This is a genomic window from Paraburkholderia sp. J11-2 (assembly GCF_905220185.1).
Classification (GTDB): Bacteria; Pseudomonadota; Gammaproteobacteria; order Burkholderiales; family Burkholderiaceae; genus Paraburkholderia.
The window spans coordinates 82,424-94,848 of the sequence record NZ_CAJMYY010000002.1 but is presented as its reverse complement, the minus strand read 5'-3'; the positions used below and the strand labels follow the sequence as shown (position 1 = coordinate 94,848).

Sequence of the window (12,425 nt, the reverse complement as noted above, 5' to 3'; positions counted from 1 at the left end):
TGGCATGTCATGCCGTGCCCGCATGATCGCACGAAGCACAAAAAAATCTTTCCTTTCAGTAAACAAAATAACGCTTTTTATTTTATTTCTCTCGCCCGAGAATCGTTTCATCAAGTTCATTCGTTTCTTGCGTGGGAGTGATTCGATGCCGCAAATCCAGCCGTTTCCGTTCGTCAGCGTCTCCGGCAAGCCCTATGAGCGCGGGGTGCAATATGGCCGCGCCGTGGCCGGCCGCGTTCGTTTGAGCGCGTCGCGCTACGGCCAGACGCTGCGCAATATCGGCTATAGCGAAGCGTCGCAAACGGCGCTGATCCGCTCGCTCGAACAGGCGATCGGCGAGTTCCAGCCGGCGTATCTGGACGAAATGCGCGGCATTGCGGCGGGCGCGGACGTGCCGGTCGAAGACATCGTCATGATCAATGCCCGCACCGAGGTGCTGGCCAAGGCGCGCGCCGACAAGACGACACCGGCGGATGCCGAAGACGAGGACGGCTGCACGGGCGTGCTCGTGCTGCCTTCGCGTTCCGCGAACGGGCGGCTGATCCACGCGCAGAACTGGGACTGGAAAGCCGACTGCGTGGATACCGGCATCGTGCTGCGCGTGCGCAACGACGAGGGCCCCGACTATCTGACCTTCGTCGAAGCGGGCGGCCTCGCGCGCAGCGGCCTGAATGCGGCGGGCGTGTCGATCACGGCGAACTACCTCGAATCGGATCGCGATTTCACGCAGATGGGCGTGCCGCTTTCGCTTCTGCGCCGCCGCGTGCTCGAAGAGCCGGTCTTCGCCAACGCGATGCGCACGATCGCCACGACGCCCAAGTCGTGCTCGAACAACATCATGCTGGGCATGGCCGAGGGCTTCGGCATCGATTTCGAATGCGCGCCGGATGAGGCGTTTCCGATCTGGCCAAACGACGATCAACTGATCGTGCATGCGAACCACTGGATGAGTCCGGTCGCCCGCACGAAGCTGCGCGACACCGGCTGCGAAAATTCGCCCGACAGCTACTACCGCGACTGGCGCGTGCGTCAGTTGCTGAACGCCGCGCCGAAGGTGGACCGCAATGCGGTGAAAGCCGCGCTGTTCGACGCGTTCGGCACGCCGCATTCGGTTTGCCGTCCGCCGCGCCCGGGCACGCGCCACACGCTGAGTGCAACGGTCGCGATGATCGTCATGGAACCGGCCAGCGGCGAGATGGACGTCGCGCCGATGCCTGCGCTGAACCGCGTTTTCACTCGCTACAGCCTCCAGCACGAGCCGATTGCCGAAGCGGCTTGAAGCTTGATAAACGCCATACCCGAAACGAATTGGGAGGAGAGACCGATGTCCGAAGTTGCAGAAAGGCCGCTTACGGTGGACAAAGCGAAAGCCGAAGCGCTCTATGACCTGGGCTCGACCACGGTGTACGCGAGCCGGCACGATGCGCGGTTCCCCTACACGCTTTACGTGCCGCCCGAAGTGATTGCGCCTGGCAACGACGTCGAGCTGGTTGTCGTGATGCACGGCACCGGCCGGCAATTCATTCAGTACCGCGATGCATTTGCGGGCTTCGGCCGCTGGAACCGCTGCATCGTGCTCTGTCCGCTCTTTCCGGTGGGCGTGCGCGGCGACGGCGATCGCAGCGGCTTCAAGCGCCTCGTGGAAGGCGACATCCACTACGACAAAGTTCTGCTCGACATGGTGAGCGAAGTCGGCGAACGTTACGGCAAGCACTTTGAGAAGTTCGCCTTGTTCGGCTACTCGGGCGGCGGCCAGTTCGTCAACCGTTTCGCGTATGTTCACCCCGAACGCTTGTGGGCGGCTACCATCGGCGCGCCGGGCAACGTCACGCTGCTGGACGCGTCGAAGGACTGGTGGCTGGGCGTGGGCGGCTTCGAGCGGCATTTCGGCAAGCCTTTCGATCTCGCCGCGCTGCGCCGGGTGCCGGTGCAGATGGTGGTGGGCCGCGCGGACCTCGAAACGTGGGAAATCACCGTGCGCGACGACAGCCCGATGTACCTGCCGGGTATCAACGATGCGGGTAGAACGCGCCCGGAGCGCCTTAGAGCGCTCAAGGCATCGTTCGAGGCGGCCGGTATCGACGTACGCTTCGACGAACTCGAGAACATCGCCCACAGCGGCCTGCAGGTGGTCGAGGTGGTCCAGGACTTCTTCGCGCAAAGTCTGCGCGCGATGCGCACGGGAGCCTAAGCCGATGGAAACGGTCAGCGAAGCCAGAAAGATCCGCAAAGTCATCATCACGACTGTGGCGGGCGGCACGTTCGAATGGTTCGACTTCGCGGTATACGCCTATTTTTCGAGCTTGATTGCGCGGACGTTTTTCGCTGGCGTGAATCGCGGCGAGTCCTTGCTGTTGACGTTCGCAACGTTCGCGGTTGGCTTTCTCGTGCGGCCGATAGGCGGCGTCGTGATGGGCATGTACGCCGACCGCGCCGGGCGCGTGAAGGCGCTCTCGTGGATCATGGTGGCAATGTCCGTGGCCTCGCTGCTGCTCGCGCTGACGCCGGGCTACGCCACGCTCGGGCTCGCGGCGCCCATTCTGGTGGTGATCGGCCGCCTCGTGCAGGGCTTTGCGGTGGGCGCGCAGTTCGCGCTTTCGTCGGTCACGATCTACGAGGTGGCGCCGCCGGGCAAGAAGATGTTCTACGGTAGCTTCAACATGGTCTCGCTCGGTGTCGCGGCCATGCTCTCTTCGGGTTGCAGCTACCTGTTGACGAGTCATCTTTCGCACGACGCGCTCGCCGCGTGGGGATGGCGCGTGCCGTTCCTGGTCGGCGCGCTCGTCGGGCCCATCGGCTTTTATCTGCGGCATCATATCGGCGAGTCGGACGACTTTCAGCGCATGCAGGCGCGCCCCGCCGCGCAGGCACCCACGCTCGTTCGTGCGCGCCAGTTCGTGCGCGCCAGTTCGTGCGCGAAAACGGCGATGCGCTCGTGTGCGCGATGGGCGTGATGATCGCGGGCACCTCGCTCAATTACGTGTGGAATGCCTATTTGCCGAACTATGCGCAGTTCCAGCTGCATCTTTCGCTGGGCTCGACGCTGCGCGGCGTGTTCGTGACGAGCCTCGTGATGTCGATCCTTTCACCCGTGTTCGGCAAGCTCGCCGACCGCATTGGCGCCTATCGTCTGTTCTGCTTATTTATTGCAGGATGGATGGTGTGTGTCTTTCCGCTCTTCTGGTACCTGCTCGCCCAGCCGAGCGAGAACAGGCTGATGTTCGTGCAGGTCGTCGGCATGCTGTTCCTGACGCTGCAAGGCGCCGCCCACCCCGGCATGCTCGTGAAGATCTTTACGGTGCAAGGCCGCTCCACCGGCGTGGCGATCGCATACAACACGGCGGTGATGCTGTTCGGCGGGCTGGCGCCTTTTTATATCTCGGTCGTGGCGCGATTCACGGACGCCAGATTCATTCCACCGGGCTATCTGTTCGGCACGAGTCTGCTGGCCATCGTGCTCGTGCTGCTCACGCGCACGGGGCGGCGCGTGTTGCAGGACGACCGCGCTCAGCGCAGCTATGAGGCGCAGACGTCGTCAGCCTGATTGCGTTACCCGCAACGCCTGGCGCTACGCGAGCAGGTCCTCGTAGAACGCGCCGAACGCACGCGTGGGGTGAGCGATCTGAATTTCGAGGATCCACAGCCCGGCGGCCGGCACCGTTTCGAAGTCGCCGAGGTCGCCGGCCCGGTAGATGGCGTGCGGGAAGTCGCTCACGCGATGGCCCTTGATATCGACGTTCAGGCGCCAGCCATAGGCGCTCGCGCGTTCCGCGGCGAATTCGTAGAGCGCCTTGCCGCTGCAGCCCGTGCTGCGCCAGTGGATGGCCACCTCGTCGTAGATGATCTTGACGTCGCGCGCGCAGCGCCGCATTTCGAGGTCGCCGCCGGTGACGAAGGTTGCGCCCGCGTCGCCTTCATGCTGGTTCCACACCACGCCAAGGTCGATGAAGAAGATGTCGTCCGCGCCCAGAACGGGGTCGTCTTCGGAGCGCTCCTTGAAGATGCGCAGCGTGTTCTCGCCAAAGCGGATCAGCACGGGATGCCAGATGCGGTCCATGCCCAGCGCTTCGAGGATGGCCTTGCTTTGCGCCGTGGCTTCCGATTCGCGCATGCCGGGCCGGATAGCCGCCGCAATCTGCTCGATTGCCTTCCAGGTCATCACGCGTGCGTGCTCCATGGCGTCGGCCGAGAATTTTTCTCCGACCGCTTCCTTGCTGCCAGTGTTCACCTGATGTCGCTCCAGTTGTCTTGCCGCCCATTGAGGAGGGGACCGGGGCGGTAGCGCTATATTCTCGCGTATATTTCGATTCGTTGCCAACCGCAACGATGTGCGGCTCACGGGGAGCAAGCCTGTCGACGGTAAACGGACGAAGCGCCCGGCCCGCGGAACCGTGTCCGCGGGCCGGGCGCTTCGGGGTGCCGCTTTTCGCGCGGCCAGGTGGCCGCGCAGTTCGCTCAGTTCGCCACGTAGCCCGTGGGAAGCGTCGCATTGGCGCTCGCCACCGAGGCATTCTGCGAAACCACGTACACCGGCGATTCAGTCAGATTCAGCGAGAGCTGGCCATTGGTGTAGCTCATCGTGGTCGGGTTGCCCATCTCGTCGAGCACGGTGACCGTGCCGCTCGTGCCGGGCGCATCCACTGCGAGGCTATAGGCCACGCTATAGGTCGAGCTGTAGCCGCTGCTCGCGCTCCACACGCTGTTGTTGTGCGTCCAGAGCGCGGTGATGACCGCGCCGTTGTTCAACTGCTGGAACGCGTAGGCGTAGACACCCGAGGGCGTGCCGTTCACCGGGCCGAGCGTGTTGGTGCCATCGAGAATGCGCGTCATCGCCGCGACAGCCATCGCCGCCGGCTTGGGGCTGATGTTCTGCGCACCGTATTGGCCCTGGGCGTCGGCGAGATCGAAGAACGTGCCATAGCCCACGAGGCCCGGGAAGTCCGCGCCATAGAAGATCCAGGTTTGATCGGCGCCTTCGCCCAGAATGATCACGTGGCTGCGCGCCACCAGTGCACCTTGTGCGTACAGGATGTTGGCGCTCGGATAGTTGGCGCCGTACGACGAGCCGTTGTCATAGCTGATGCCTAGCTCCGTGCTGAACAGCTTCATGCCCGGCTTGTAGTCGGCGGCCATTTCGCTGCGCAGCGCGCGCATTTGCCCGATCAGCGAGCCGGATGCGTTGGCGGGATCGGTCGCGAGACGTTCCGGCGCATACGAAGGCGAAGTGCCGTTGATGTCGTAGTAGCCGTGCGTCGTCACGCCGTCGATGTACTGCGCGTAGCCGAGCGGCGCGAGCGTCTTGAGCTGGCTGGCGGTGCCGGAGGGCGCCGTATCGGTCGGACCCATCACGACAGCATGCGGGTCAGTCGAATGGATGCCCTGATAAACGGTCTGATAGAGCTGCACGAACTGCGCGTTCGTGCCTTGCCATTGCGCATCCGGTTCCCAGGTGAGCTGGTAGTAGTTGGCCGACTGGTTCGGAAAATAAGTCGTCCGAATGAGATTCGACTCCGTGCCGATCCGGGCCATGTAGTTCTGGTAGTACGAGAGATCGGAAGGCGCAAGCGCTTCGTCCTCGAACGCGCCCGTGGGGCTCGCCCACGCGGGAATGCCGTCCAGACGCACGAGCCGCATCACCTGGCCCGTGGTGTAGAACGGATCGAGGTTATTGGCGTTCGGGTTGAAGGTGTTGGGGCCGTTCGGCTCCATGTTGTACAGCTCGCGATGGTCGTACGTCCACGAAATGCCGAGCGACGAGAGCACGGAGGTGTTGTCGTCCTCGCCTTGCATGCCGAAGCGATGCAGGTCCTGATGCGCATACGTGACCGTCGGCACGATGTTGGCCAGATTGGGCAGCACGCCGAAGGTCGCGGTGCCCGCGGGCCGGGTGCCGAGCGAGGGCAGCTGACCGCCGGCGTTGGCGAGCGTGGCGGACACGGCGAAGTAGCCCGCGAGCGTGGACGAGCAGGACAGCGTGGTCGTCAGGGGGCCTGCCGTCACGGGCAGGCGGCCACTCGCGGCCACGTTGCCGAACTGGTCGGCGATCGACCAGATCAGCGTGTCGGCGGCGGGCGCGTTGGTCGTCAAGGCCACAGGGAACGCTGTGGCCGAGGCGAAGATGCGGCCGCTTTGCGTGGTCGGCGTATCGGCCGAAACGAGCGCGCTGCCGGAACTCGCACTCGATGTCGAGGCGGAGCCGCAGGTCATCGTTCCGGGCTTGAGCGCGGTCGTGCCCGCATTCGCTGCGGCCGCGTTGCTGCCGCCATTGGCGCCACTCGAGTTTTGCGACGTGGCCGAGGCATTGGTTGCATCGCCGGAGCTTCCGGAACCGCCGCCGCCGCACGCCGCGAGGAATAGCGACGAGGACAGCAAGAGATAAAAGAGTTTCATCGTGCTCGAAAAAGACAAAGCGACGCCCAGCCGGCGACGGCGCGCGGTGCGCGCTCAGAGGCTGGCTAAGGTCTGAAGAATGAGTTTTGGCAGACGCCGCACAACGGCTCGATGAGCCCTGCGCCCGCTACGTGCGCCGCGCGGCTCGCGCTACTGCGCGAACGTGCGTATCTGTCCTTTGCTTTCGCGGGGGTAAATATTGCGCCCTCGCTACGGCTGCCCGTCGGGAATTTCGGCCCTGCGCTGGATCCCTGGAGGAGGGGAGACGTGCGCAATATTTTCGGACGAAGAAGTATTAAGTCACTGCTTGAAGTCAGACGCGCGGCGGATGTTACCGATAATTCCCCCTGACATGTGAAAATCAGACGTAACAAAATGTCACACGAATTCACATCAGTTTCAATTACCGAAACTTAGTGAATTTCCGCCAATAGCAAGGTATGAATTACCTCAAAAGAAGACGGTAATGCTTGCTGCATCGATCGCGTGTTTCACCCGCTATTTCTGGCTATATCGGCAACTATGGGGCGATCTGAAGAGCGCAGATGTCATTCATTCTTTTGTCTATATTTCCCTTTTAAATGCCTTTCTGATTTAAATCGGGTCGGAATTTAATTGACTCTGCTGATATGATTGCGGGCATGCGAATCGATCCCTATAGCCTCGAGCTGTTCATTTCGGTCGTGGAGGAAGGTTCCATTGCCCGGGCGGCCAGCCGCAATCACATTGCGCCTTCGGCACTCAGCCGCCGCATGGCGGATCTGGAAGCGGCAATGGGGCTGCCTTTGCTCATCCGCTCTCCTGCGGGCGTCGAATTGACCGAGGCGGGCCGTCACGCGTTTTCTCGTGCGGCGGCGGTGCACGACCAGTTGCAGTCGCTCGCGCGCGAAGTCCAGTCGCTCAGCGGCGAGGTGGCGGGCGTCGTGCGCCTTTTCGCGAACGCGTCCGCGATCGTCGGCTTTCTGCCGGAGCGGCTCAAGGTCTTTCAGGCGCGCTTTCCGCTCGTGCAGATCGCGCTGACCGAACAGATCAGCGACGAGGTCGTGCGGGCCTGCATGGAAGATCGCGCCGACGTGGGGATCTCCGCGAACGGCAGGATTCCCGGCGCGCTCGACTCATGGCATTTCGCCGCCGACCCGCTCATGGTCGTGCTTCCGCCCGAACACGAACTGGCCGCCATGCAGGCGCTCACGTTCCACGACGTACTGCGTTTTCCGCTCGTGGCGCTGCAGGCGGGCGGCTCGCTCGACCAGATGCTCAAGGAGCGCGCCGCCGCTGCGCGCGTGCCGCTCAAGATTCCGGTGACGGTCAACAGCTTCGACGCGCAGTGCCGCATGGTCGAGGCCGGGCTTGGCATCGGCATCGTCCCGACCAGCGCGGCGTCTGCCTTCGCGGGCTCGCAGGGGTTCGTGCGCCGGCCGCTCGATGAGCCCTGGGCGACGAGCCGCAGCCTGCGCTTGCACGCGTTGCGCAAGTCGCCGCGCCTGAGGGCCGTGCAGGCCTTGATCGATACGCTCGTCCAGCGCGAGGGTTAACGAGGACATCGCGAACGGCGATGCCCCCTTTGCCGATCGAGCACTTCATTGCGCCGCTAGCTGCCGTCTAGATTTCCTCTCAAGGAGAAAATGGATGGCAACACTGGAATTGACTGGCCGCGTGCTGTTTCTTTGCAATGACCCGGAACGGGTCGAGCGGCAATTGCATGCAGACATGCGAGGCGCCGATCTGGACGGCGTCACGCCCGACGCGTTGAGAGACGACGTTTCGACCGACGAGATCACGCCCATGAGCGTGCTCACGCGTTTCGACGACCGTCTTGGCCGCGTGCCCTACGTCGGCTTTCAGGCCGGCGGGCGCAATCCAATTGGTATGGATTCCGTACGAAATGGCGGCTTCAGCGTGACCGTGGCAGGGAGTCGCTATGGCAAGGGCTCATCGCGCGAGCACAGCCCGCTGGCGGAATACCGTGCGGGCATCCGGCTCGTCATCGCGCGCAGCTTCGAGCGCATCTATCGTCAGAACGCGGACAACATCGGCTTGTTCACATCGACGGATTTCGGCCTGATCGAGCGCATCCGGCGCGGCGAGCCGATCGACATCGAGGAGCTGGTCGCCTCCCGCGACGGCCTGGCGGCGTCGATTCTGCGCAGCGGCGGGCTGTTGAAATACGGCGCGCAATACATGCGGCAGATCGAGCCTGTCGCGCGGTCCGTCAATCACGCGCCGCGTACGTTCGCGCAGAAAATCCTCGAACGGCATGTGTTACGCACGGAGCACACGGGCGAATCGCTCGCGCCGGGCGCGGGCGTTTTCGTTCGCGCGGACTGGCGCTTCATCCACGAGTACTACACGGGGATGGCCACGCACATGCTGCATGCCACGTTCGGCAAGCCGCTTTCACTGCATGAGCCCGAAACCCTGCTCGCGTTCGAAGATCACCTTTCCTATTCGCACAAGAGCGAGCTGCATGTGCGTAACGGCCTGCTGCCTGACGTACGCGAGCTTTCGGCTGCACACCGTCAATTCGCGCACGACTATGGGGTGCGCAATCACGGCTATTTGAGCGAACTCGAACGCGGCATACAAGAAGGCTCAGAAGGCATTTCCCACGCGATGATGTCCGAGCGTTACGCGCTGCCGGGGCAGGTCGTGGCAGGGACCGATTCGCATACGCCGCACAGCGGCGCGCTCGGGTGTCTCGCGTTTGGCGTGGGCACGACCGACATGGCGAATGCGTTCGTGACGGGCGCGGTGCGCGTGACCGTGCCGCAGTCCTTGCGCGTGAATTTCCACGGCCCGATTCCCGCCGGCGTGACGGCAAAAGACCTTGTGCTGCACCTGCTCGCGCAACCAGGAATCCGCGCCGGCGCGGGCGTAGGAAAAGTGTTCGAGTTCGCGGGTTCCGCGATCGCGCAGTTGAGCACCGACGAGCGCACGACGCTCACGAACATGACGGCGGAGCTGGGCGGCTTCACGGGCATCGTTGCGCCCGATGAAGAAACCGTGCGCTTTCTGCGGGAGCGTCGCGGTATCGAGTTTGCCATCGAGCCGTGGATGTGCAGTGACCCCGGCGCGCCCTACGCCGAAGTGATCGACATCGACTGCACGCGCCTCTCGCCCATGCTCGCCGCGCCGGGCGACCCCGGCAACGGCATTGCGCTGCATGACCTTGAAGTGCGGCCGCGCGTCGACATCGCCTACGGCGGCTCGTGTACGGCGGGCAAGCGCGAAGACTTCGACCACTACCACGAAGTGCTGGCGTGGGCGGCGGCGCGCGGCATACGCGTGCCCGCCGATGTGAAGCTCTATCTGCAATTCGGTACGTCCGACGTGCGCGACTATTGCGTGCAGCGCGGCTACATCGAAGCTTTCGAACAGGCGGGCGCGGTTCTCCTGCAACCCTCATGCGGCGCGTGCGCGAATTGCGGACCTGGCGCCTCTGTCGACGCGGGCCAGGTTACGATCAGCGCGATCAACCGTAATTTTCCGGGACGCTCGGGTCCTGGCCGCGTCTGGCTCGCGAGCCCGCCGACGGTCGTGGCGAGCGCGCTTGCGGGAGAGATCGCTTCGTTTGACGAGCTGAAAGCGCGGTATCCGTGAGCGCAGCGTCAAGAACAATTCATTCGAATGACTACATTGGAGACAAAACATGGCCATTCTGGAGGGCACGGCGAGCTTGCGCGCCGCTGACCATGGAACCCCCGGCGATGCGAACGCGCTGGCCGACGGCAGCGGGCAGTACGGGTCGATATCGGCCCGTCTCGACAGGCTTCCAGCCACGCGCGCGGTATGGAAGCTGATTCTGTTGCTGAGCCTCGGGTTCTTCTTCGAACTGTACGATCTGCTCTTCACAGGCTACGTCGCGCCGGGTCTCGTCAAAAGCGGCATTCTCACTTCGACCACACCAGGCCTTTTCGGCACCTCGGGTGTGGCGAGCTTCATCGCCGCGCTGTTTTGCGGACTCTTTATCGGCACGGCCGCGTGTGGCTTTCTCGCGGACCGCTTTGGCCGGCGCGCCATCTTCACGTGGTCGCTGCTGTGGTATGTCGCGGCGAACACGGTCATGGCCTTCCAGGATACGGCGAGCGGCCTGAACTTCTGGCGCTTCGTTTCGGGCGTGGGCATAGGCGTCGAACTGGTGACCATCGGCACGTACCTGTCCGAGCTTGCGCCGAAACATTTGCGCGGCAGAGCGTTTGCGGTGTGCCAGGCGATCGGCTTTTCGGCTGTGCCTGTCGTGGCGTTTCTTTCGTGGCTGCTCGTGCCGCGTGCGCTGCTGGGACTCGACGGATGGCGCTGGGTCGTGCTGCTTGGCGGCATTAGCGCGCTCTTTGTCTGGTACTTCCGGCGCAATTTGCCCGAGAGTCCGCGCTGGCTCGCGGGCAAAGGCCGCACCGAAGAAGCCGCTGCGGTGCTGGCGGATCTCGAAGAGAAGGTGGCGCGGCAATACGGAGCGCCGCTCCCTGCCCCAGGACCCGCCGACCCGGTGCCGCGAAAGGCGGGATTCGCGGACATGTGGAAGCCGCCGTACGGCAAGCGCACCGTCATGCTCATCGTCTTCCATGTTTTCCAGACGGTGGGCTTTTATGGCTTCGCGAACTGGGTGCCCACGCTGCTCGTGAAGCAAGGCATCACGGTCACGTCGAGCCTCATGTACACCACGGTGATCGGGCTCGCTGCGCCGCTGGGTCCGCTGCTCGGCTACTGGATTGCCGACCGTTTCGAGCGCAAGCATGTGATCGTCGGCATGGCGGCGATCAATATCGTGAGCGGCTTGTTGTTCAGCCAGGCGTCGGCGGCGGTGGCGATCGTCACGCTTGGCGTGCTGTTGACGCTCGCGGGCAACATCATCTCGTTCACCTATCACACGTATCAGCAGGAGCTTTACCCCACGGCCATCCGCGCGCGCGCCGTGGGCTTCGTCTATTCGTGGAGCCGGCTCTCGGCCGTGTTCAGTTCCTTCGTCATCGCCTTCACGCTCAAGGAGTTCGGCGTGACTGGCGTGTTCGTTTTCATCGCGGGCGCGATGGCGCTCGTGATGGTCGCCATCGGCCTGATGGGGCCGCGTACGCTGGGCAAGTCGCTGGAGAGCATTTCGCACTGAGCGCCCTCAACCCGCCGCCTGCTCCCGTGCGTATTGCGCAGGCGGCACGCCCACATGTCGCGTGAACGCGACGCTGAATGTGCTGGCCGAACTGTAGCCAACACGCAGCGCAACTTCGGCCACGCCCTGCGTCTCGCGGCGCAGCAGGTTTCTCGCGATCGCCATGCGCCAGCCGAGCAGATACTCCATTGGCGCGACGCCCACGGCTCGCCGGAAGCGCTCGAAAAACGCCGAGCGCGACAGCGCCGCTTCCTTCGCGAGCTGAGCGACGGTCCAGGGCACGGTCGGGCTTTCGTGCATGCGCCGCAGCGCGGGCGCAAGGCGTGGGTCGCCGAGCCCACGCAGCAGGCCCGGCGTAGCCGACGCATCCCCTGTCGAGCGCAGCGCTTCGATCAGCAGCACCTCCAGCAGGCGCGCGAGGACGACCTCACGCGCGGGCCGCTGCGCACGCGACTCGTCGCGCACGAGTTGTACGAGCGTGGCGAGGCGCTTTTCGCCGCGCACATGAATGCGCTGCGGCAGCAGCGAGACGAGCAATGCCGCATCGGGCGAGCCGAACACGCAGTAACCCACGAGCATCTGCATATTGGGCGGGCCGCTCAGGTCGCCAAGCCGGTATTCGCCGCTGAGCTGCGCGACGGGGGTGGTGTCAGTGGTCTGCGTCGTCGCCGGGTCGAGGCTCGACATCGCGAAGCCGTGGGCCTCCGGAATCAGGACGAAATCGTCGGGTTCGAGCGTGAGCGGCGCCTGGCCATCTACCTCGAGGCGGCATGAACCTTCGAGGATCGCGCAGTAGAAGGGCTGCCCGGCATCCGTGCGCCGGATACGCCAGGCGCCCGCACCGCTCACTCGTTTCGAGATCGAGGCGCCCGGCTGGAGCAGCGCGACCACTTCCGCGAGTGGGTCGATCATGACCGGACTCCTGCAAATG

Annotated in this window: 10 protein-coding genes; 7 read left to right on the top strand and 3 right to left on the bottom strand. The window is 64.0% G+C overall.

Going from position 1 to position 12,425, the window contains the following annotated elements:
- Positions 1–145 precede the first annotated feature (145 nt).
- The 4 genes from U5A57_RS02705 to U5A57_RS02690 are packed head-to-tail and all read left to right on the top strand — an operon-like array spanning position 146 to position 3,544.
- The gene (locus U5A57_RS02705; protein WP_321907967.1) at positions 146–1,279 is read left to right on the top strand and encodes a C45 family peptidase; all 1,134 of its coding nucleotides are present in this window, start codon (positions 146–148) and stop codon (positions 1,277–1,279) included.
- A gap of 45 nt (positions 1,280–1,324) precedes the next feature.
- The gene (locus U5A57_RS02700) at positions 1,325–2,191 is read left to right on the top strand and encodes an alpha/beta hydrolase (protein ID WP_415774572.1); all 867 of its coding nucleotides are present in this window, start codon (positions 1,325–1,327) and stop codon (positions 2,189–2,191) included.
- A gap of 4 nt (positions 2,192–2,195) precedes the next feature.
- Positions 2,196–2,954: an MFS transporter gene (locus U5A57_RS02695; RefSeq protein WP_321907965.1), complete on the top strand. Its 759-nt coding sequence runs from the start codon at positions 2,196–2,198 to the stop codon at positions 2,952–2,954.
- The gene (locus U5A57_RS02690) at positions 2,912–3,544 is read left to right on the top strand and encodes an MFS transporter (RefSeq protein ID WP_321907962.1); all 633 of its coding nucleotides are present in this window, start codon (positions 2,912–2,914) and stop codon (positions 3,542–3,544) included. Before U5A57_RS02695 ends, U5A57_RS02690 begins: the two co-directional genes overlap by 43 nt.
- Before the next feature lie 24 nt (positions 3,545–3,568).
- On the opposite strand, the gene U5A57_RS02685 is transcribed toward U5A57_RS02690, so the two are convergent.
- Together U5A57_RS02685 and U5A57_RS02680 are read right to left on the bottom strand one after the other, a co-directional pair.
- On the bottom strand, positions 3,569–4,228 hold the full coding sequence (locus U5A57_RS02685; RefSeq protein WP_321907960.1) for a M24 family metallopeptidase: 660 nt from the start codon (positions 4,226–4,228) through the stop codon (positions 3,569–3,571).
- A 227-nt stretch (positions 4,229–4,455) separates the two neighbouring features.
- Positions 4,456–6,390, bottom strand: coding sequence for a hypothetical protein (locus U5A57_RS02680; protein WP_321907957.1), 1,935 nt, complete (start codon positions 6,388–6,390; stop codon positions 4,456–4,458).
- Between the two features lie 641 nt (positions 6,391–7,031).
- Between U5A57_RS02680 and U5A57_RS02675 the strand changes: the two genes are divergently transcribed.
- The 3 genes from U5A57_RS02675 to U5A57_RS02665 all read left to right on the top strand — a co-directional run bounded on the left by U5A57_RS02675 (position 7,032) and on the right by U5A57_RS02665 (position 11,494).
- Entirely contained in the window at positions 7,032–7,925 is an 894-nt protein-coding gene (locus tag U5A57_RS02675; RefSeq protein WP_321907956.1) for a LysR family transcriptional regulator, read from the top strand.
- A gap of 94 nt (positions 7,926–8,019) precedes the next feature.
- Positions 8,020–9,990, top strand: coding sequence for an aconitase family protein (locus tag U5A57_RS02670; protein ID WP_321907953.1), 1,971 nt, complete (start codon positions 8,020–8,022; stop codon positions 9,988–9,990).
- Between the two features lie 49 nt (positions 9,991–10,039).
- Entirely contained in the window at positions 10,040–11,494 is a 1,455-nt protein-coding gene (locus U5A57_RS02665) for an MFS transporter (RefSeq protein WP_321907951.1), read from the top strand.
- Positions 11,495–11,500: 6 nt separating this feature from the next.
- On the opposite strand, the gene U5A57_RS02660 is transcribed toward U5A57_RS02665, so the two are convergent.
- Positions 11,501–12,406 (bottom strand): AraC family transcriptional regulator, encoded by a 906-nt coding sequence (locus tag U5A57_RS02660; RefSeq protein WP_321907949.1) that lies wholly within the window; start codon positions 12,404–12,406, stop codon positions 11,501–11,503.
- Positions 12,407–12,425: the final 19 nt, after the last annotated feature.

Coding starts and splice junctions, on each gene's coding strand:
- U5A57_RS02705 (WP_321907967.1), top strand. CDS start 146: ATGCCGCAAATCCAGCCGTTTCCGTTCGTCAGCGTCTCCGGCAAGCCC.
- U5A57_RS02700 (WP_415774572.1), top strand. CDS start 1,325: ATGTCCGAAGTTGCAGAAAGGCCGCTTACGGTGGACAAAGCGAAAGCC.
- U5A57_RS02695 (WP_321907965.1), top strand. CDS start 2,196: ATGGAAACGGTCAGCGAAGCCAGAAAGATCCGCAAAGTCATCATCACG.
- U5A57_RS02680 (WP_321907957.1), bottom strand. CDS start 6,390: ATGAAACTCTTTTATCTCTTGCTGTCCTCGTCGCTATTCCTCGCGGCG.
- U5A57_RS02675 (WP_321907956.1), top strand. CDS start 7,032: ATGCGAATCGATCCCTATAGCCTCGAGCTGTTCATTTCGGTCGTGGAG.
- U5A57_RS02670 (WP_321907953.1), top strand. CDS start 8,020: ATGGCAACACTGGAATTGACTGGCCGCGTGCTGTTTCTTTGCAATGAC.
- U5A57_RS02665 (WP_321907951.1), top strand. CDS start 10,040: ATGGCCATTCTGGAGGGCACGGCGAGCTTGCGCGCCGCTGACCATGGA.
- U5A57_RS02660 (WP_321907949.1), bottom strand. CDS start 12,406: ATGATCGACCCACTCGCGGAAGTGGTCGCGCTGCTCCAGCCGGGCGCC.